We start from the raw sequence: 21,575 nt of genomic DNA, 5'->3' as shown, positions 1-21,575 counted from the left end.
CGCGCCCGCCTTCCGCCGCGCCGCCACCGCCGTCCGCCATGCAACCCATTCCCGTCCGCACCCCGTACCAGGTCCAAAAGGACGTCCTGTACGCCCTGCTGCTGCGCGAGTTCTCGGCGCGCTTCGGCCGCAGCCGGGTGGGCTTCTTCTGGGTGCTCATCGAGCCCATCGCCCACGTGGCGTTCCCGGTGCTGATGTTCGGGTTCATCCTGGACCGGCACGTCACCGGCTACGACTACCCCGTGTTCCTGCTGTACGGGCTGCTGCCGTACTTCCTCTTCCGCAGCATCTGCGTGCAGACCATGGAAGGGGTGAACACCAGCCGCGGCCTGCTGTCGTACCGGCCGGTGCACCTGATCGACGTCATCTTCACCAAGGCCATCTTCACCCTGTGCCTGGAGTCGATGCTGTTCCTCATCATCGGTGCCGGGCTGACCGTGTTCTTCGGCTACGCGCTGGTGCCGGTGCAGCCGGTCGAGTGGCTGCTGCTCATGCTGGGGCTGGTGGGCTTCGCCCTCGGACTGGGCATGATCTTCGCGGCGATGACCAGCTTCGCACCGGACGTGCGGGCAGTGATCCGGGTGTCCTTCCTGCCGCTGTACCTGGCCTCCGGCGTCATGCTGCCCGTGTCCCGCTTCCCGTCCGAATGGCTGGACGTGCTGGCCTGGAACCCGCTGCTGCACTGGGTGGAGGCCAGCCGGGCGCTGGGGTTGCCGCACTACCAGTCCATTGCGCAGCTGTCCTACCACGTGGTGTTCTTCAGCGCGGCCGTGACGCTGTTCTTCGGGCTGTCGCTGTACCGGCTGCGCCGGCTGAGCCGGGTGACGACATGATCCGCGTCGAACGCCTCACCAAAAGCTACCTCACCCTGCGCGGCCGCAAGACGGTCTTCCAGGACCTCAGCTTCGAGGTGCCGGGTGGGCGCAGCGTGGGCCTCATCGGCCGCAACGGCGCGGGCAAGTCCACCATGATGCGGCTGCTCGCCGGCGTGGACCTGCCCGACAAGGGGCGCATCATCACGCCCGAGCGGCTGTCCTGGCCGGTGGGCTTGTCGGGGGGCATGGTCACGTCGGCATCGGCGCGCGAGAACGTGCGTTTCGTCTGCCGCCTGTACGGCGTGCGGGGCGAGGCGATGAAGCGGGTCGAGGATTTCGTGGCCGACTTCGCCGAGATCGGCGAGTGGTTCGACCTGCCGGTGTCGGCATATTCCTCGGGCATGCGGGCCCGGGTCGCCTTCGGCACCAGCATGGCCTTCCAGTTCGACTACTACCTCATCGACGAGGTCATGGGCGTGGGCGACGCCCGCTTCAAGGCCAAGAGCCGTGCGCTGTTCGACGAGCGCATGAAGTCGTCCAAGCTCATCCTGGTGTCACACAGCATGAAACTCATCAAGTCCATGTGCGAGGTGGTGGTCCACCTCGACCGTGGCCGCGCCACCGTCTACGAGGACGTGGACGCCGGCATCGCCGCCTATGAGCGGCTGGGGGGAAAAGATTGAAGCGCCTGGTGAAGTTCCTGACGCGACGCAACCTGGCCTGGGGGCTCATCGCCCTGCCGGCCCTGTTAAGCGCGCTGTACCTGTACGTGCTCGCAGCCGACCGCTACGAGAGCGAGTCGGTCGTCACGGTCAAGCAGAGCGGCGACCAGCCCGTGGGCCTGGCGGGCCTGGCCTCCATCTTCCAGGTCAGCGGCGCCAGCGCCCATGCGGACCTGCTGCTGCTGCAGACGCACATCCAGTCGATGGACATGCTGCAGCATGTGGACAAGCAGGTGGGCCTGCGCCAGGCCTGGTCGGCCCCGCCGCGGGACTGGCTGCTGCGGCTGTCGGCCGACGCCAGCAACGACGACTTCCTCGCCTACTGGCGCCAGCGGGTGCAGCCCCGCTTCGACGACACCACCGGGCTGCTGACCGTGCGCACGCAGGGCTTCACCGCGGAGCAGGCCCAGCAGGTCAACCGCGCCGTCGTGCAGGCCAGCGAGGTCTTCATCAACCAGATCTCCCAGCGCCTGGCGCGCGAGCAGATGGGCTTTGCCGCCAAGGAGCTGGCGATGGCCTCGGAGAAGTTCCGCGACGCCAAGGCGAAGATGCTGGCGTTCCAGGAAAAGCACCGCATGCTCGACCCGGCCGCCCAGGCCCAGGCCACCACGGCGCTGACGCTGGAGCTGCAGAGCCGGCTGACCAAGCTGGAGGCCGACCTGCGGGCGGCGGAGTCCTACATGGACGCCAACTCGTTCCAGGTCCGGGCGATGCGGCAGCAGGCCGAGGCCCTGCGCCAGCAGATGGCCGCCGAGGCCGCCCGCGGCACCGCCGACACCAAGGCCGGCGCCCGGCTCAACACGCTCGCGGGGGACTTCCGGGAGCTGGAGTTCGAGGTCGGTTTCGCCGAGCAGGCCTACAAGTCGGCCACGCTGTCGATGGAAACCGCGCGCATGGAATCGATGCGCAAGATCAAGAGCCTGGTGCTGGTGGCCTCGCCGACGCTGCCCGAGGAAGCCGCCTACCCCAAACGGGGCTACGACCTGCTGGCCCTGGTGCTGGGCTTCGCGCTGGTGTTCGGCATCGTGCGCCTGCTGGTGGCCACGATCGAGGACCACCTCGACTGACCGGCGCCCACCACACGGAGAACGCAGGACGTGAACTGGCGCAAGGATCCATACTGGGCATCGGCCAGCCAGAAGGCCCTGGCGGCGGCGGAAGAGGCCGAGCTGGTGCTGGTGCCGTCGGAGTTTCTCGAACTCCACCCCCGCTTCGTGCCGCTGGAGTTCTCCTGGGGCATCGCCCACCAGGGCCGGCGCATCGCCTGGTGCTGCAGCAAGGACGACGCCCATCGGCTGGCGCCCTGGGTGCACGAGGACCACACCAACCGGCGCCGCTGCCGCTGGGCGAACGAGGTGTTCGTCCTGTGCGCGAACTTCGCCTGGACCGACAAGGCCAGCGGCGAGAGCGTGCGCCACTGGCAGGCCTGGCGCGAGCGCGTCGGCGGGCACCTCGGCGGTCACCTGGTGCCCGAGGGAAAGTTCCGCCCTGCGCCGGGCGCCAAGGCCGCGCAGGGGCCCCGCGTGCTCGTGGTGGGCGCCTCCGGCATGGGCAACGTGGGCGACGACCAGCTGTCGTTCGTGCTCGCCGAGATGCTGCGCCGCCGGGCCAAGGCCCGGGTGTGGTGGAGCCATTCCGACGTCGCGCCCGGCCACCTCAGCCGCTTCGATGCCGTGGTGGTGGGCGGTGGCGGGCTGGTCTATGCCAGCCGGGATGGCCGCAACGAGACGCAGAACCTGGCCAACTACCTGAAGTTCGGCCCCATGTGCGAGGCGGCCGGCCTGCCGGTGGCGCTGATCGGGGTGTCCGACCAGGACCACGCGGGCGGCATCTTCCGGGATGCCGTGACCGAGGAATTCGCCCGCACCTGCCTCGCCCGGTTCGGGCCGTCCACCACGCGTGACCCGGCCAGCGCCGAGCTGCTGCAGCGGCTCGGCCTGGCCCAGGTGTGGACCGGTCCCGACCTGCTGTTCGCCTGGGTGCAGCGGGCGCGCAAGGCGGTGCGGCCGACGCTGCCGCAGCCGGTGCGCGTGGCGCTGGCGGGCGAGCTGTTCGGCTCGCCGGCGCTGGCCGCCGCGCTCCAGGACCCCACCGGTCCGCTGGCCGCCGCGGTGGCCGGTCGCTCGGTGGACCTGCTGATGCTGTCCGACGACGACGTGGTGCACGCGCGGCGAGCGTCGCCGCTGCTCGAGCGCATGAGCGCCACGCCGTCGGTGCAGGACCTGCGCGGCCTGGCGTTCGAGCCGCTGGTCCACGCCGTCTCCAGTTACGGCGGCCTGGTCACGACGCGCTTCCACGGGCTGGTCATGGCGATGCTGTGCGGCGTGCCGGTGCTGGCGCTGGACCACCCGGACGGCAAGATCGCCCGCCTGCTGGCAGCGCTGCCGGACGGCCGCGCCCATCTGCTGGCCGCGGACCTGCCCGTGCCGCAGGCCGTCGAGCGGCTGGCCGCCGGCCTGGGCGGCGACCTGCGGGCGGTGCCCCCGGCCGCCGTGGAGCGCCTGGCCACGCGCATGATCGTGCACGGCCGTGCGCTGCGCGAGCTGCTGGCCCCCTGGCTGGCCCCCGACCAGGCCGACCTGAACGCCGAGCCGGACGTGCCGCATGGCCCCGACATCGTGCCGCTGCCACCCACGCCGCAGGCGGGCGAGCGCCACCGCGTGGCGGCACTGGTGCGCCACGCGCGCGATGCGCAGGGCAGCGTCGCCCTGTGCTGGGCCGCCTCCACGCGCGAGACGCACGGCTATGGCAACCTGGGCGACTCGCTGAGCGCCGTCATGGTGGCCGCCCTGTCGGGCCGGCGCGTGCACCATGTGGACTTCGGCCGCCCGGAAAGCAAGCTGGTGGCGGTGGGCAGCATCGCCCATGCCATCCATGGCGGCGAGGCCGTGATCTGGGGCAGCGGCGTGTCGATCCGGGGCGGCGTGCTGGCGCGCAACGTACCGCGCACCCACTACGACGTGCGGGCCATCCGCGGGCCCATCAGCGCACGCCACCTGCGCGACTTCGGCGTGCCGGTGCCCGAGATCTACGGCGATCCGGTGTGGCTGCTGCCGTCGATCTTCCAGGAGCCGGTGGAAAAGCGCTACGAGCTGGGCGTGATCCCGCACATCCAGGACGTCGAGGGCTTCGGGCCGGGTGCCCGCCCGCCCGCGGACTCGCTGCGCTACCGCATCGACGAGGCGGATGCCGGCTCGGTGCTGCTGATCAACACCTGGCACGAGCCGACCTGGGAGGGCATCTGCGCCACCTTGCGGCAGATCCTGTCGTGCAAGCGCATCGTGTCGCAGAGCTTCCATGGCGTCGTCATCGCGGAGGCCTACGGCATCCCCGTGCTGAACTACCGGCAGATGCCGCACGTGCCCAACGGCCCGCTGGCCGTCTCGCTGGTGGACGAGTGCACCACCGACCCGCGGGTATGGGAGTTCTACCGCGGCGGACGGCGCGACAGCTTCCAGATGTACGCGCAGCGGCGCGACCAGGCCACCGACTGGCAGGACGTGGTGCGCGCGATCGATGCGCGCTGGGAGCCGTTCGAGTACGACGCCGCGCCGCTGGTCGAGAGTTTTCCCCTGCCGCTGGCGTTCGATCCGCTGTCCGGGCGCATGGCGAACCCGGGGCGCCTAAACGAACTGCGGTTCTAGGAGTGCGCTGCATGTCCGATCGCCATGTCCCGGCCGCGGCCGACGGGGCGTCCTCCGCCCCCATGCGGCGCGCCGATGGCGCCGCGCCGCGCATCGTGCTGGATGGCTACAACCTCGCCATGGACAAGGGCACGGGCGTGGCGACCTACGCCCGCAACCTCAGCCACGCGCTCAAGGCCCTGGGGGCCGAGGTCGAGGTGCTGTACGGCGCGCCCATCCAGGCCGGCTACGACGACCTGCTCAAGGAAGTCATGTTCTTCGACGCGGCGCCGGCCGCGCAGCCCGGCCGGCTGCAGCAGCTGCTGCGCCCGCTGCGGTCGCTGCGGCCGGGCAACCGGCACCAGGCGTTCCGCGTGCCGGTCACCGGCGCGGTGGTCACGCGCGGGCTGGTCGGCCGGCTGCCGAGCTTCGATGCGCTGTGGAACGTGCACCGCCTGTTCGAGCGTGCGCACGTGAAGTTCGAGCTGCTGCGCAGCATCCAGAAGGTGCGCCTGCCCGGGCCGGCCGACCTGATGCACTGGACCTACCCGGTGCCCGTGCGCATACGCGGCATGCCCAACGTCTACACGCTACACGACCTGGTGCCGCTGCGGCTGCCCTACACGACGCTGGACCGCAAGGCCAGCTACCTGGCGCTCGTGAAGTGGGTGGCGCGCACGGCCGACCACATCGTCACCGTGTCCGAGGCCTCGCGCCGGGACATCATCGAGCTGCTCGGTGTGCCCGAAGACCGCGTCACCAACACCTACCAGGCGGTGCACATCCCGCGCGAGTTCGCCGAGATGAGCGACGCCGAGGTGGCCGACACGGTGGGCACCAATTTCGGCCTGGAGCCGCGCGGCTACTTCCTGTTCTTCGGCTCCATCGAGCCCAAGAAGAACGTGGGCCGCATCGTCGAGGCCTTCCTCTCCGCGGGCACCGGGTCGCAGCTGGTGATCGTCGGCGCCCGGGCCTGGCGTTCGGCCGAGGAGACCCGGCTGCTGGATGCGCTGCCCAGCGGCGACAACCGCGTGCGGCGCTTCGACTACGTGCCGTTTCCCATGCTCGTGCAGCTGATCCGCGGCGCGCGGGCGGTGGTGTTCCCGTCGCTGTACGAGGGTTTCGGCCTGCCGGTGCTGGAGGCCATGTCGCTCGGCACGCCGGTCATCGGCTCGACCACCAGCTCGGTGCCCGAGGTGGCGGGCGACGCCGCGCTGCTCGTGGACCCCTACCGCGCGCACGACATCGCCCAGGCGATCCGGCAGATCGACGCCGACGACGACCTGTGCTTCGAGCTGTCCAGGCGCGGGCGCCTGCAGGCCGAGCGGTTCTCGCCGGCGGCCTACGGGCAGCGGTTGCGCGAGGTCTATCGCGGCCTCGGCATCACGGCGTCCTGAGGCGGCGGTGCTGCGGCGGCTGTGGTCACGCTGGTCCGCGCGCGCGCCCTGGCGCGGCGGCGCGGCGCGCCGGCTGGCGGCGGCACGGGAGGGCATGCGGCAGGGCCGGGTCGACGAGGCCATGGCGGCGGCGGGGGCCGTCGTCGGCGTCGGCGGGCGCCTGGACGGCCGCGCCTGGTCCGAGCTGTGCCGCATCGCCCACGAGGCGGGGCGCCCGGACCAGGCCGCGGCGTGGGCCGATGCATGGGTGGCCCAGGGCAGTGCGGTGGGCGACGCCGACCGGCGTCTGATCGACGAGCTGCGGCGCCGGCGCGAGGTGCTGCAGCGGCTGCGGCAGCCTCGCGTGGGGCGCCCCGTGTCCGCGCCGGAGCCGGGCCGCGTGCTCAACCTGCTGGCCTACAGCCTGCCCTACACCAGCAATGGCTATGCGACGCGTTCGCACGGCCTGCTCACCGCCCTCCAGGCCGCGGGCTGGGACGTGCGTCCCGCCACCCGGCCCGGCTATCCGGGCGATGCCGACCGTGCCCACAAAGGCAGCGACCTGCCACCCATGGACCGGGTGGGCCGCCTGGACTACCGCCGCCTGCTGGCTAGCAGCCGCCGGCGGCTGGGCCACACGCCCTACCTGCTGGCCGCTGCCGACGAGATCGGCGAGCTGGTGCGCGTGCTGCGCCCGGGGCTGGTGCACGCGGCGTCCAACTACATGACGGCGCTGCCGGCGGCCATCGCCGCGCGCGAGGCGGGCCTGCCCTTCGTGTACGAGGTGCGCGGCTTCTGGGACGTCACCCGTGCGTCCTCGGACCCGGGCTTCATGCACACCGCGGAGTGCCGGCAGCTGCGCGCCTTCGAGCGCGAGCTGCTGCAGGTGGCGGACGCGCTGGTCACCCTGACCGGGCCGATGGCCGAGGAGCTGGTGCGGCGCGGCGCCCCGGCCGATCGCATCCGGGTGGCGCCCAACGCCGTGGACGGGCAGCTGTCGCCCCGGCCACGCCGGGCCGCACTGGCCCGGCAGCTGGGCATGCCGGACGGCGTGCCGGTGATCGGCTACATCGGCTCGTTCGTGGACTACGAAGGGCTGGACGACCTGGTGGCGGCGTGCGCGCTGCTGCGCGACCGGGGCCTGGCCTTCCACCTGCTGCTGGTGGGCGACGGGCTGGCACGCGATGCCGTGCTGGCGCAGGTGCAGGCCGCGGGGCTGCAGGACCGCACCTGCGCCGTGGGGCGGATCCCCCACGACGACGTGGCCGACCACTATGCGCTGGTGGACCTGTGTCCCTTCCCACGCAAGCCGTGGCCGGTGTGCGAGCTCGTCTCACCCCTGAAACCCCTCGAAGCCATGGCGCTGGGCAAGTGCGTGCTGGTCAGCAGCGTGGCCGCCATGGCCGACATGGTGCGCGAGGGCGACACCGGCGTCGTGGTGCCCAAGGGGGATGTCGTGGCCTGGGCCACGGCACTGGAAGCGCGGCTGCGCGCGGGCGACGCCGCGGCGTTCGGCGCGCGGGCCCGGGCCTGGGTCCGGGGGCACCGGACCTGGTCGCTCGCCGCGGCGCAGGTGGCAGATGCCTACACATTTGCTTTGCAGCAATGCATCGCTGACCTCACTCGAGTGAATCTAGGGGGGCGTGGGATACTGAGGTTTTAGAAGAATTCAGGGATGAAAGTACTCACCGTCTTTGGCACGCGGCCGGAGGCCATCAAGATGGCCCCCCTCGTGCGCCGCCTGCAGGCGGAGCCCGGCATCACCAGCCGGGTATGTGTCACGGCACAGCACCGTCAGATGCTCGACCAGGTGCTCGAGCTGTTCGAGATCCGTCCCGACCACGACCTGGACGTCATGCGGCCGGGGCAGGACCTGTTCACCATCACCGCCGAGATCCTGCAATCGATCCGGCAGGTGTACGAGCAGGAGCGCCCGGACATCGTGCTGGTGCATGGCGACACCACCACCACCTTCGCCGCGTCGCTGGCCGCGTTCTACCTGCGGATTCCCGTCGGGCACGTGGAGGCCGGGCTGCGCACCGGCAACCTCTACTCGCCCTGGCCAGAGGAGGCAAACCGCCGCCTCACGGGCGCACTGACGCGGCTGCATTTCGCGCCCACCGACACCGCGCGCGACAACCTGCGGCGCGAGAACACCCCCGAGGACCGCATCGTCGTCACCGGCAACACGGTGATCGACGCGCTGCTGGAGGTGCGCGAGCGCCTGCAGTCGTCGGACGCGCTGCGCGCCGCGCTGGCCGCCCGCTTCCCCTTCCTGCGCGGTGGCCGGATGCTGCTGATCACCGGGCACCGGCGCGAGAACTTCGGCGACGGCTTCGAGCGCATCTGCGAGGCGATCGCCGCGCTGGCGCGCCGCTACCCGGACATGGACCTGGTGTACCCCGTGCACCTGAATCCCAACGTGCGCGAGCCGGTGAACCGGCTGCTGTCGGGCATCGCCAACGTGCACCTGATCGAGCCGCAGGACTACCTGCCCTTCGTCTACCTCATGACGCAGTCCACGGTGATCCTCACCGATTCCGGCGGCATCCAGGAGGAAGCCCCCTCGCTGGGCAAGCCGGTGCTCGTCATGCGGGACACCACCGAGCGCCCGGAGGCCGTCGAGGCCGGCACGGTGCGCCTGGTGGGCACCGATGCCCGCGCCATCGTCGATGGCGTGGCCCTGCTGCTGGACGACCGCGCCGAGTACGAGCGCATGAGCTTCGCCCACAACCCCTACGGCGACGGCCGGGCCTGCGAGCGCATCGTCGATGCGCTGCGCGCCACCCTGTCCGCCTGACATCCCCCCGCTGCCACACCGGGCCCCGCCGGGGCCGGAGAACCGCATGACCCACACGCCCGCCTTCCCCACCGTGTCCATGATCGGCCTGGGCTACATCGGCCTGCCGACCGCCGCCATGTTCGCCGCCCGCCGCGTGCGGGTCATCGGCGTGGACATCAACCAGAACGCCGTGGACACCATCAACCGCGGCGAGATCCACATCGTCGAGCCGGAGCTCGACATGATCGTGCACAGCGCGGTCTCCGAGGGCTACCTGCGCGCCACCACGCGCCCGGAGCCGGCCGATGCCTTCCTCATCGCCGTGCCCACCCCGTTCAAGGGCGAGCACGAGCCCGACGTCAGCTATGTGCAGGCGGCCGCCGAGTCCATTGCGCCGGTGCTGCGGGCGGGCAACCTGGTGGTGCTCGAGTCCACCTCGCCCGTGGGCACCACCGAGCAGCTGGTGCAGTGGCTGGCCGCGGCCCGGCCGGACCTGCGCTTCCCCGGCGCGTCGGGCGCGGTGGACGCGGTGGACGTGCACGTGGCCTATTGCCCGGAGCGCGTGCTGCCGGGCCACGTGGTGCGCGAGCTGGTGGAGAACGACCGCATCATCGGCGGCCTCACGCCGGCCTGTTCCGAGCGTGCCGTGGCGCTATACCGCACCTTCGTGCAGGGCGAGCTGCTGGTCACCAACGCCCGCACCGCCGAGATGTGCAAGCTCACGGAGAACTCCTTCCGTGACGTCAACATCGCCTTCGCCAACGAGCTGTCCCTGATCTGCGACCGCATCGGTATCGACGTGTGGGAGCTGATCCGCCTGGCCAACCACCACCCGCGCGTGAACATCCTGCAGCCGGGCGCCGGCGTGGGCGGCCACTGCATCGCCGTGGACCCGTGGTTCATCGTCGACCGCACGCCCGAGCAGGCACGTCTCATCCGCACCGCACGCGAGGTGAACGATGGCAAGCCGCAGTGGGTGGCCGGGCGCATCCGGGCCGCCGTGCGCGAGTGCGCCACCGGCGCTCGCCGGGCCCGGGTGGCCGTGCTCGGGCTGGCGTTCAAGCCCAACATCGACGACCTGCGCGAGAGCCCCGCCCTGCACATCGCCGAGTCGCTGCACCAGGCCGGCGACATCGAGTGCCTGTTCGTCGAGCCCAACGTGACCGCCCTGCCGGCGTCACTGGCCGGCGGCCGCCTGGTGTCGCTGGACGAGGCGCTCGCGCAGGCCGACGTGGTGGCCGTGCTGGTGGCCCACCGGGAGTTCGCCGACCTGGCCGACCGGCTGCGGCCGGGGCAGGCCGCGGTCGACGCCGTCGGCGTGCTGCGTCCCCAGGCCTGACGCCCGGGGGGTTGCCGCGATGTCCGCTCTCCTCGATTCGACGCCCTCTGCGGACCCGGTCCACGAGGTGCACGCCCTGGGCGTGCACTACCGCATGGTCCTGCCGCAGGCGGCCAGCGACTACATCCAGAAGAAGATCGCCGACACCCACTCCCCGTACGAGCGGGAGATGCTCGAAGAGATGGCGGGCCGGCTGTCGCCGGGTGACCTGGTGGTGGACGTGGGCGCCAACGTGGGCAACCACACGCTGTTCCTGGCCGCCGTCGCCGGCTGCCGGGTGATCGCTCTGGAGCCCCACGCGGGGCTCAGCGACGCCATCGAGCACAGCGCCCGCCTGAACGGCCTGTCGGGCCGCGTCAGGGTGCACCGCCAGGGGGCGGGGGCCAGCCCGTCGCGCGCCACCCTGGCAGAAGACAACCCCGGCAACCTCGGGGCGCAGAAGCTGGTCCTGGGCGAGGGCGACGTCGAGGTGGTGGCGCTGGACTCCCTGTCAGTGGACGGGCCGGTGCGCGCGCTCAAGATCGACGTGGAAGGCATGGAGCTCGACGTGCTGCGCGGCGCCGAGGCGCTGGTGGCCCGTGACCGCCCGCTGATGTACGTGGAGTGCATCAACGACGCCGCGTTCCGCGCTCTGCTGCGCTGGCTGGAGCCGCGCGGGTACGTCTGCTGGGAGACCTTCAACGCCACGCCGACACACCTGTTCATGCCGATCGAGCGGGTGTCGATGGACCAGCGCCTGGCGCGGCTGCAGGACAAGGCGTTCCACGAAAGCTATCGCACGGCCGCGCTGCTCACCTCGGTGCGCACACGCCTGACCCACGCGGTGGAGCAGGAGCGCCGCGCACGCGACGAACTCGCCAGCGCGCGCGCCGCAGCCGCGACACTGGCCGGCAGGCTGTCTGCCGTCGAGCAGGAACTGCACGACGCGAGGCGGCGCCAGACCGACACGGCCGCCGCGTGGCGCGCCGCGCAGACGCGGGCGGGCGCCGAGGCGGCGCAGGCGGCCAGGCTGGACGAGCGGGCGCGTTCGCTCGTGGACGAGCATGCGCGGCTGCAGGCGCACCAGGATGACCTGCAGGCCCGCCTCGACGCCGCGCACGCGGCGCTGCGGCAGGCCGGGCAGCATCGCCAGGCGCTCGAGTCCGAGCTGCTCGCCCACGCGCAGCGGCTCGAGCAGGCCGTGGCCGAAGCCGCCGAACAGGCCCGGCGCGCGAGGGACGCCGAGGCCGCACAGGCCGCAGCGCAGGCCGCCTGGCGCCTGGCGGAGCAGCAGCGCGACGCGGCCGAGGCCGAGCTTCGTGTGCAGGCGCAGCGGCTGGATGCCGCCGCGGCCGAGGCCACCGGACAGGCCCGGCGCGCGGGCGACGCCGAAGCTGCACTCGCGGCCGCGCAGGCCGCGCTGCAGCGGGCAGAGGCCGAGCTTCGCGACCACGCGCAGCGGCTGGAGCGGGCCTCGGCCGAGGCCGCCGCACAGGCCCGCCGCGCGACGGAGGCCGAAGCCGCCAGGGCGGCCGTCCAGGCGACCCTGGCGCAGTCGGAATCGGCGCACACGGCCACCCGGGCCGCCCTGGCGTTGAGTGCGCAGGAGGCGCAGAAGCTGCGGGAGCGCGGCGCGCGTCTCGTGGAGGAGCAGCGGCGCCTGCGCGGGGCGGCGCTGGCCTCGCAACGCGCCCTGCGCGAGTTGCAGGAGGAGCACGGCCGGGTGCTGCGCAGCTGGCGGTTCCGGGTGGGCACGGTGCTGGCGGAAGCCCGCACGCCCGCCGGTCTGATGCGTCTGTCGGGCCGCCTGTGGCGGGCCTGGCGCCGGCGTGCGTCGGCGCCTGTGGTGGCCGCCCCGGCGGGTCCGGCCACGGCCCGGCCTGCCGAGCAGCCCGCGACCGCGCCTGCGCAAGCGCAAGCGCGAGCCCCGGCACCCGGCCCGGTCCCTGCCGCGGCGGCGCCGGCCCGGGCCCCTGTGCCCGGTGTCGCTGCCGCACCGCCGCCCCGACCCGTCGCGCCGACGACATACCGCCAGCTCGCCCCCGCCCACGTGCATGCGTGGCGCGTCGGCGGCCTGTGCACGCCGGAAGGGCAGGCCTTGTGGGCCCCCGAATGCCGGTGGGAAGGGCTGGACGCCGACACCCAGACCCTGCCGGACGTCGACACCCTGCTGCTGGACGCCGCCGTGCTGTGCGCGCTGGCGCCGGCGCAGGCGGCGCGGTGGGCCGCACTGCTGGCCCAGGCGGCCGAACGCGGCATCGCCAGGGTGTTGTGGACGGAGCACGGGCCCGACGCGGCGCCGGCGGCCCGGGCCTGGGCCGAGCGCGTGGACGCGGTGGTGTGCGGCGATGCGGACGGGGCGCTGCTGTGGCACACCCTGGTGCCCCAGACGCGCGTGGGCGTGTGGCCGACGGCGTTCCAGCCGCGCGCGATGTCGCCCTTCGCCGACCTGCCGCCCGCTCTCCCGGCGGTGGCCGAGATTCCCGTGGTCGACGACCAGCAGCAGTCGACCTGGTCGCCGCTGCTGTGGCAGGCGGTGGTCCGACGCCAGCTGCCGGTGGCGCGCTTCTCCCGCGCGCTGCAGCTGCTGTGGGGCGACCTGGTGGTGGCCAGCGACGCGCCGGCCCAGCGTGAGCGCGCAGTGCGCCACGCCACCGAAGAGAGGGCGATGCGCCGGCAGCGCGAGGCCGAGGCGATCGTCCATGCCTGGTCCGAGCACCGGGCGGAGCGCCGGCTGGCGTCGCTGCGCCAGTGGCTGTGGCCGTCGGCCGCGGTGGACACCTCGCCGCGTGTGGCGGTGGTGGTGCCCGCGCCCGACGCCCAGGCCCTGCAGCAGGCGGCCCGCCTGGTGCTCGCCCAGGGTGTGCCGGCCTGCCTGGTGGCCCTCGGTCCGGACGGCCTGCCGTCCTCAGCGGCCGGCGGGCTGCCGTGGCGCCGCGTCGGCTCGCCGGCCGAGCTGCCGACGGCCTGGGCCGGGCTGGGCATCACCCACGTGACCGTGCTGGATCCCGCGCGGCCCTGGCCGGCAGGCCACCTGCGGCGCCTGTGGGCGGCGGCCAGCTGGAGTGCGGCCGCCGGAGGGGCCGACGGCGCAGCGGCCACGGACGGCGCGGACGGCGCCGACGACCGGGACTGGCATTGCCGTGACGGCCAGGCCGCCGCGACCGACGCGCTGGTGCCCCGTGCGGTGGCCGAGGCCGCGTTCGCCGGCGCGGCGCTGCCGGTGTCCTCCTGGCAGGTGCAGGCGCGGCTGGCCTGGGTGCCCGCCGTCGTGCCGTCCCCCGCCATCGCGGCAGCACAGCCCGTCGCCGCGCTGGAGCAGGCCCTGGCCACCGCGGTGGCCAGCGCCGGATGTGAGCCACCCGCGCCGCCCGATGTGGCGCCGCCGGTGTCCCTGTCGGTGCAGCAGTGGGCGGCACTGCTGCCCGCGCAGCCGCCGGCCGGCGTGCAGTGGACGCTCGGCCCCGAGGGCCTGCAGTTCGAGGCCGACATCCTGGATGACCGGGTCGAGTACGCCTACCTGGACCGTCATTTCGACGTGGCCTCGCTCAAGGCGGGCCAGCCCTCCTTGATGCACGTGGCCGGCCGCCTGAAGGGCGATGTGCGTGCGGTACTCGTATTCCACGACGCCAAGGGGCGCAAGATCAGCCACCTCATGCACCCGGTGGGCACCGAGGGGACGATGGCGGTGCCCGCCGGCACCGCCTTCGCCCGGCTGGCGCTGCGCTTCCAGCGCCAGGCCAGCGGGTGCCTCGGCCCGCTGGAACTGGCCCGGCCGAAGCTGCCGCCGCGCCTGGTGGTGCCCACCTCGTCCGTGCTGCTCATCGCCAAGCAGTACCCGAGCTACGACGACCTCTACCGTTTCGGCTTCGTGCACTCCCGCGTGCGCGGCTACCGCGAGCGCGGGCAGCGCGTCGACGTGTTCCGCCTCGGCGGCGACGCCCGGGGCCGCTTCCGGGAGTTCGAAGACATCGGCGTGCAGGACGGTGAGGCGGTGCGCCTGCGCGCGGCACTGTCGGCCAGCTCCTGCCGCACGGTGCTCGTGCACTACATGGACCGGCATGTCTGGTCGGTGCTGCGCGAGCACCTGGACCACGTCCGCGTCGTCATCTGGGTGCACGGCGCGGAGATCCAGCCCTGGTGGCGCCGGGCCATCAACCACGCCACGGACACCGAGCGGGACAAGGCGCGGCGCGGCAGCGACGAGCGCCTGGCCATGTGGCGGGAGGTGCTGGGCACCGACAGCCCGAACCTGCGGCTGGTCTTCGTGTCAGCCAAGCAGGCTGGCGAAGCCTTCGCGGACCTGGGCGTCTTTCCCGAGCCCGCGCGCTACCGCGTCATCTCCAACTTCATCGACGGCTCCGTCTTCCCCTACCGGCCCAAGACGGCGGAGCACCGCCGCCGCATCCTGTCCATCCGGCCCTACGCCTCGCTGGTGTACGCCAACGACCTGATGGTGCGGGCGATCGAGCTGCTGTCCACCCATCCGGTGTTCCCTTCGCTGTCGTTCACCGTCATCGGCGACGGCCCGCTGTTCGACAGCACGGTCGAGCCGCTGCGCCGGTTCCCCAACGTGGCCCTGCAGCAAGGCTTCCTCACCCAGCACGAGATCGCCGAGGTGCACCGCGAGCACGGCATCTTCCTGGTGCCCTCGCGCATGGATTCGCAGGGCGTGTCGCGCGACGAGGCGATGTCGTCCGGCCTGGTGCCGGTGACGACGCGCGTGGCGGCGATCCCCGAGTTCGTCGACGACAGCTGCGCCTGCCTGGCCGAGCCGGAGGACGCGCAGGGCCTGGCCGACGCCATCCTGGCGCTGCAGGACGACCCCGAGCGGTTCCTGCGCCTGTCGGAGGCCGCGGCCGCACGGGTGCGCGAGCGCTCGGGCGCCGAGCAGACCGTGGGGCGCGAGCTGGCGCTGCTGCGCCAGCAGGAGAGCGATCCGCGATCGGACCGGGTGGTCGCGCCGCCGGCCGCGCCAATCGCGGTCTACGGCGACCTGAACCTCAACATCATGGATGGCTCGGCGATCTGGGCCGCCTCGCTGGCCGAGACGCTGTCCGGGCTGCCCGGCGTGGGCGTCACGCTGCTGTTCAAGGCGCGCATCCACCGCACCCAGGTGGTGGCACGGCTGCTCGACCGCACGCCCCAGGTGCGGTTCGTCGAACCGCCCTTCACCGACCGCAACCAGGGCCTGGACGTGCACGGCGCGGTGCGCACGCTGTGCGAGCTCGACGAGAGGCAGCATTTCCACGGCTTCGTGTTGCGCGGCTTCGACCTGTGCACCGCGGCCGCCGTCGAGCCACGGCTGCGCGGGCGCCTGTGGGCCTATCTCACCGACATCCCGCAGTCGGCCGAGCAGATCACGCCGGAGATCCAGGCGCGCATCGCCACCATCATCGGGGCCTGTCGTTTCCTGCTGTGCCAGACGCCCCAGTTCGAGGCCCACATGCTGGCCCACTGGCCCGAGGCGCGCGGCAAGACGGTGCTGCTGCCGCCCATGATCCCGCCGCCCGGGCAAGCCGGTGCGCTGCCGCGCGCCGACGCGGAGTTCCGCCTGTGCTACGCCGGCAAGTTCGCCCCGCGCTGGGGCATCCGGGATCTCTTCTCCGCCTTCGCCCGCCTGTCGCAGGCGGTGCCGTCGGCCCGGCTGCATGTGTACGGGGACAAGATCCACCACGTGCCGGACGAGCCCGGCTTCCGCGAGGAGATCCGGCAGCTGCTCGAGACCACGCCCGGTGTCGTCTGGCATGGCGCCGTCGACCGTGACGCGCTGATGCGTGCCGTGGCGTCGATGGACGCCTGCTGGGCGTTCCGCGACCCGGTCTTCGAGGCCGGGACGCACGAGCTGTCCACCAAGGTGCTCGAGTACGCGTCGACCGGCGTGCCGGTCGTCCTCGCGCGCAGCCCCGTGAACGAGTCGCTGCTGGGGGCCGACTATCCGCTGTTCGCACGCGACGCCATGCACGCGGCCGAGCTGCTGGGCCGGCTGGCGGCCGACCCGGGCTTCGCCGCCGAGGTGGGTGCGCGCCTGCGCAGCGTGGCCGACGACCACGCGTTCGAGGCGGTGGGTCGCCGTCTGCTGGCGCAGGGTGTGCTGGCCTGAAGGCGCCGCGGCATGCCGCTGACCGTGCACATCGGGCTGCCCAAGACCGGCACGACCTACCTGCAGAAGACGCTGGCCGCCGCGCGCCCGGCCCTCGGGCGGGCCGGCGTCGACTACCCCGACACCGGCTACTACAACCACCAGATCGCGCTGTACGAGCCGCTGGCCGGGCACCTGCCCTGGACGGCCCGACCGGGCCTGCCCGATCGCTGGGTGGCGCTGCGTGATGTGCTGTCGGCCGAGGACGGCCGCCACACGCTGCTGTCGGCGGAGGCGCTGTCGGCGTTGGACGAAGCGGGCGTGGAGCGCTTTGCCGGACTCGTCGCGGCCCGGCAGCTGGCACACCTGGTCATCACCTCGCGCAGCCTGGAGCGCCTGCTGCCGTCGCACTGGCAGCAGAACCTCAAGCAGGGCGCGGTGGACAGCCTGGAGGCGTTCTCCATCGCCACGCTGGCCCGGGTGGAGGAGGGCGCGCACCCGGGTGCGATGTACAGCGCCGGCCTGGCCCTGCACCGTTGGCGGCGCGTGTTTCCGTCGGTCCGCGTGACCGTGCTGGCCATGGGCGCCGACTTCGCCGCCAACCTGGCCGCCTTCGCCGGCGCCTGCAGCATCCCGCCTGCGGTGGACCTCGCCGCCGCCGTGCCACCGGCGTCGGAGCAGAACCTGTCGTTCTCCGTCGACGAATGCCGGCGCCTGCAGGTGCTGAACCACCGCATCGCCGCTGGCCGCGCCATCGAGCGTGACCGGCGCCGCACGATGGCCATCTTCTTTCGCCAGCGGGACGCGGGCCTGCCCTACGAGAAGCCCGTCCTGCCGCCGGCGCTCGTGGCCCGGGCGCGTGAACTGGACCGGTGGGCCGAGCGGGCCTGCGAGGACGACCCGGCCTGCGGGCTGGTGCGGATCGGCGCGTCGGCGGTGCCGGCGTCGGCGGGCTGATGGCCGCCCCTCGCCCGGGACCCACGGCCCGCCAGCGCGCGCGGGCCGATGCCCATCGCCTCATGGACGAGGAGACGCAGCCCGGCCAGGGCGCCCGGGCGGCCGGCCTCATCGCCTGCGACGACGGCTACGACGAGCTGGCGCACTGGCTGCTGTCGCGCCTGCCGACCGCGCCGCAGGACCTGCCGGTGCAGGTGGCGCGCCAGGTGCTCGCCTGGCGACGCGGCGAAGGCGGCCTGCTGCCTGCCGTGACGGCCGCCCTGGCCATCGCCCCGGCCGACGCTGCCGACGCGGCGGTGCGGCGGCTGCTCGAGACGGCCTTCGCCTGCGCGCGGCCGCTGGAAGCGCTGGACCTGCTCGAGTGGCAGGCCGGCTCCCGGCCGGTCACCGTGCCGACGGCGCTGCCCGGGGGGGCCGGCGGCGCGGACAGCGCGCGGTGGCTGAGTGCGTTGCGGTCGATGGGTGAGGCGGTCCGCGGTCCCGGCGAGCCGCTGGCCGACGTGGCCATCGTTGGCCTGCCCGACGGCCATGCCCCCGAGCCGGACGACGCTACCGGCAGCGGGCGTGGTGCCGCGGCCTGGCGCCGGGCGCTCACGGCCCCTGCGTCACGGGCGTCGCCCTTCGCGCGGCTGCTCGCGCCGTGGCGCCGGCCCCGCCTGCCTTCTGTCCTGGAGGCCTGTGCCGGCCGACTGCCCGCTGCCGATCCGGCTCAGCTGGTGCTGCTTCCGGGCGGCGAACTCACGGTGCACACCGCACGCCATTGGCTCGCTGCCCTGACGCACTGGCCGGACGTGCGGATCTCCAGCCTGCGGGTGCACGACCCGGCAGCCGGTGAGCCGGCGCTGGTCGAGGCCCTGCGCCGTGCGGGGCCGGTGGGGGCCGCCGATGGCACCAGCGCCTGGGTGTTGCGCGAGTGGGGCGTGCCCTGCCTGCCGGACCCCCGCCCACCGGGGCTGGATGCCCACGCGCCCGATGGCCTGTGGGCCGCGCCGGACGAGGCGCCTGCCGGACGCAGCTGGGACGCGTTGGCCCGGGCCCTGGCCGGCGCACCCCGGGCAGGCGTCGGTGCGCCGGCCCTGCGCGAGGCCTGGGCCGCCTGGGCAGCGCGGGCCGGGCAGGCCACGCAGGTGGCCCGCCAGGCGGCGCCTGCACGGGCACCGTGGCCGGAGCCGGTGGACAGCGCCGCCCTGTGCGCCCCGGCGCGCACGCAGCAGGTGCTCGCCGCGGTCGGCGGCGCCGACGCCGCCGTGGTCGCGCTGGCCGTGGACGAACGCCTGGCGCGGCATGCCGAGGTGGTCATGCACAGCGCGCTGGCGTCGTCGAGTGTCCCGCTCACGTTTCACCTGCTCACGCGGGGCGTGCAGGCGCCCTGGCTGCAGCGCTGGGCACGGCTGCTGCAGGACCGCGCCGGCCTGGTGTGGCACCGCTTCGACGACGTGGCCTATCCCGGGCGGCTCAAGCTGCTGGCCCACACCAGCGTCTCCACCCTCGACCGCCTGCTGCTGCCGGAGCTGCTGCCGGCACAGCCGCGGGCCCTCTACCTGGACATCGACCTCGTCGTGCTGGGCGACCTCGCGCCGCTGTGGCAGATGGACCTGCGCGGCCAGCCGCTCGCCGCCCGCCCGAGCCACTCGCCCGGTACCCGCTGGGGCCTGCAGATGTTGTACCAGGCGCTGGCGGCGCTGCCGTTGCCGCAGGCGCTGGCATGGCGGCAGGCACTGCACCAGGCCGGCCCGATGGGCTTCCGGGCCTTCAATGCCGGGGTGCTGGTGCTGGACCTTGAGAGAATGCGCGCGGACCAGGCGGCCGCGCGCTGCATCGCCCTGGTGGAACGCTGCGCCATGAACGACCAGGACGCCCTCAATGCCTATGCCCGCGCCGCGTACCTGCCGCTGCCGACGGCCTGGAACGCCGCCCCGCGCCAGGACGTGACCGCAGGCGCCCACATCGTGCATTTCGTGGGGCCCGTGAAGCCCTGGGACGAACAGCTCTACGTCAGCCGGCGGCCGGCGTTCGAGCGGGTGCGGGCCGACATCCTTCACCGCCTGGGAGAGCCGCCCGATGCCTGAGCCGCACGACATGCCGGCACCGATGCTGGTGAGCTTCGCCTACGGCGACGCGTACTACCTGCAGGCGGCGGAGCGCCTCGCCGACGACTGCACCCGCCTGGGCGTTGCTTGCCACATCGAGCGCCCCGCGCTGCCCGCGGGCACCAGCTGGATCGACGCTTGCCGCCACAAGGTGCGCTTCCTGGCCGACTGCTGCGCGCGCTTCGACCGGCCGCTGTGGTGGGTGGACGTGGATTGCCGGCTGCTGCGCCCGCTGCCGCTGCTGGGGCCGGCGATCGACCTCGGGTTCTTCCTGCGGGGTTTCCGCGACCTGCGCCAGTACGACCCGGCCTTGCTGCCGCGCACCGCCCAGCCCTCCATCCTCTACCTGGGGGCGACACCGGCGGCACACGCCTTCGTCGCGCTCATGGCCGAGCGTGAGCAGGCCCATGTCGGTTCCGCCACGGACGACTGGTTCCTGCAGGAAGCCTGGACCGGCCTGCCGCAGATGCCCGCGGTCACCGTCTTCCCGCCCGGCTGGGTGCGCCTGGACGACGAGCCCGGCGCATCGACGTCGGCCGTGTTCGACTTCGGCCGCAGCGGCCACGCGGCCGAGTTCAAGGGCCAGGCGGCCCAGCACGAGGTGGAGCTGTTCACCCCGCCGCGCCGCAAGGCGCTGTTCATGCGCGAGGTGTCCGAAGCGCTGCGCGACGGCCGGGGCAGCGAGGCCACCTTCTTCCTGCGCAAGGCCCAGCAGGCCGACCCGGCGGACGAGGCGCTGGCCTGGCGCGTGGCCCGTGGCTGGCAGCGCGAGGGCCGCCTCGATGAGGCGGAGCGCGTGCTGCGCGCCCTGCCGGCCACGGCCCAAGGCAGCGACCACCTCACCCGCTTTCACCTCGACGTGGCGCTGGACGCGGGCCAGGACGTGCAGGCCGAATGGCTCGCCCAGCAGCTGCGCGCCGGAGAGTGCACCGCCGACCGGGCCTGGGCCGACAGCCGCCTGCTGCGCATTGGCCTGGCGCGTCGGGCCCGGCAGGCGCGGCTGCGGCCGGCGCAGCGGCCGCAGCTGTGGTGGATGGAAGGGCCGTACCCGGGCAACTTCGGTGACATCCTCAACCCCTATCTGGTGGAAAGGCTCACCGGGCTGCCACCGCTGCACAGCCCCAAGGGCACCGGCGTGCTGGCCATCGGCTCGACCGTCCGCTTTGCCCGCGAGGGCACGGTCGTGTGGGGCGCGGGGACACCACGGATGAGCGACCGGCTCGACCCGCGCGCCCGCTACCTGGCCGTGCGCGGCCCGCTCACGGCGGAGCTGGTGCGGCAGTGCGGCGGGCAGGCCCCCGAGGTGCTGGGCGATCCGGCCTGCCTGCTGCCGCGCGTCTACACGCCGCGGCCGGCCGCGACCCGGCACCGGCTGGGCGTGGTGCTGCACCATGCCCACGAGGGGCGCGTGCAGGTCACCGGCGACGCCGTGGCCATCGGCGTGCTGCGCGCCGGGTACGAGGGCATCGAGGCCTTCGTCGACGAGCTGTGCGCCTGCGACCGCGTGCTGACCTCGTCCCTGCACGGCCTGATCGTCGCCCATGCCTACGGCATCCCGGCGCAATGGTTCACGGTGCTGGACGCCCCCGATGCGGTGCCCGGCGACGGCACCAAGTTCCGGGACTATCTGCTCTCGGTGGGCCTGCCGGACGCGCCGCCGCTGGTGGTGGCCGCCGGCAGCCGCATCGACCCCACCATGGCCGCCGGTGCCGTGCTGCCGCCCCGCCCGCTGGACGGCGACCGGCTGCTCGCCGTGGCCCCCTGGCGGCTGGCCAAGGGCTGGCGCCGGTGACGGGGCGGCCCACCGGGC

At 73.4% G+C, this 21,575-nt stretch carries 12 protein-coding genes; all 12 read left to right on the top strand.

Going from position 1 to position 21,575, the window contains the following annotated elements:
- Positions 1–38 precede the first annotated feature (38 nt).
- Genes ACE3UN_RS11120 through ACE3UN_RS11065 form a run of 12 tightly spaced genes read left to right on the top strand, consistent with a single transcriptional unit; the run spans position 39 to position 21,557 of the window.
- Positions 39–833 (top strand): ABC transporter permease, encoded by a 795-nt coding sequence (locus ACE3UN_RS11120; RefSeq protein ID WP_374675010.1) that lies wholly within the window; start codon positions 39–41, stop codon positions 831–833.
- A complete protein-coding gene (locus ACE3UN_RS11115; protein WP_374675009.1) occupies positions 830–1,498 on the top strand; it encodes an ABC transporter ATP-binding protein in 669 nt (222 codons plus the stop codon). The genes ACE3UN_RS11120 and ACE3UN_RS11115 overlap by 4 nt, the downstream gene beginning before the upstream one ends.
- 8 nt (positions 1,499–1,506) lie before the next feature.
- Entirely contained in the window at positions 1,507–2,604 is a 1,098-nt protein-coding gene (locus ACE3UN_RS11110; protein WP_374675008.1) for a capsular biosynthesis protein, read from the top strand.
- A 30-nt stretch (positions 2,605–2,634) separates the two neighbouring features.
- On the top strand, positions 2,635–5,181 hold the full coding sequence (locus tag ACE3UN_RS11105; RefSeq protein ID WP_374675007.1) for a polysaccharide pyruvyl transferase family protein: 2,547 nt from the start codon (positions 2,635–2,637) through the stop codon (positions 5,179–5,181).
- A gap of 11 nt (positions 5,182–5,192) precedes the next feature.
- The gene (locus ACE3UN_RS11100) at positions 5,193–6,557 is read left to right on the top strand and encodes a glycosyltransferase family 4 protein (protein ID WP_374675006.1); all 1,365 of its coding nucleotides are present in this window, start codon (positions 5,193–5,195) and stop codon (positions 6,555–6,557) included.
- A gap of 7 nt (positions 6,558–6,564) precedes the next feature.
- Positions 6,565–8,199: a glycosyltransferase gene (locus ACE3UN_RS11095; protein WP_374675005.1), complete on the top strand. Its 1,635-nt coding sequence runs from the start codon at positions 6,565–6,567 to the stop codon at positions 8,197–8,199.
- Between the two features lie 12 nt (positions 8,200–8,211).
- On the top strand, positions 8,212–9,336 hold the full coding sequence (gene wecB, locus ACE3UN_RS11090; RefSeq protein WP_374675004.1) for a non-hydrolyzing UDP-N-acetylglucosamine 2-epimerase: 1,125 nt from the start codon (positions 8,212–8,214) through the stop codon (positions 9,334–9,336).
- Positions 9,337–9,382: 46 nt separating this feature from the next.
- The gene (wecC, locus tag ACE3UN_RS11085) at positions 9,383–10,657 is read left to right on the top strand and encodes a UDP-N-acetyl-D-mannosamine dehydrogenase (protein ID WP_374675003.1); all 1,275 of its coding nucleotides are present in this window, start codon (positions 9,383–9,385) and stop codon (positions 10,655–10,657) included.
- A 19-nt stretch (positions 10,658–10,676) separates the two neighbouring features.
- Positions 10,677–16,739 carry an FkbM family methyltransferase gene (locus tag ACE3UN_RS11080; RefSeq protein ID WP_374675002.1) on the top strand — a complete coding sequence of 2,021 codons (6,063 nt, stop codon included), beginning with the start codon at positions 10,677–10,679 and terminating at the stop codon, positions 16,737–16,739.
- 12 nt (positions 16,740–16,751) lie between these two features.
- Positions 16,752–17,675 carry a hypothetical protein gene (locus ACE3UN_RS11075; RefSeq protein ID WP_374675001.1) on the top strand — a complete coding sequence of 308 codons (924 nt, stop codon included), beginning with the start codon at positions 16,752–16,754 and terminating at the stop codon, positions 17,673–17,675.
- Entirely contained in the window at positions 17,675–19,744 is a 2,070-nt protein-coding gene (locus ACE3UN_RS11070; protein WP_374675000.1) for a glycosyltransferase family 8 protein, read from the top strand. Before ACE3UN_RS11075 ends, ACE3UN_RS11070 begins: the two co-directional genes overlap by 1 nt.
- Entirely contained in the window at positions 19,737–21,557 is a 1,821-nt protein-coding gene (locus ACE3UN_RS11065; protein WP_374674999.1) for a polysaccharide pyruvyl transferase family protein, read from the top strand. The genes ACE3UN_RS11070 and ACE3UN_RS11065 overlap by 8 nt, the downstream gene beginning before the upstream one ends.
- Positions 21,558–21,575: the final 18 nt, after the last annotated feature.

Source organism: Ideonella sp. (genome assembly GCF_041918995.1).
Taxonomy (GTDB): domain Bacteria; phylum Pseudomonadota; class Gammaproteobacteria; order Burkholderiales; family Burkholderiaceae_C; genus Ideonella.
The sequence above is the reverse complement of the archived record's forward strand: the minus strand, read 5'-3'. Positions and strand labels throughout refer to the sequence as shown.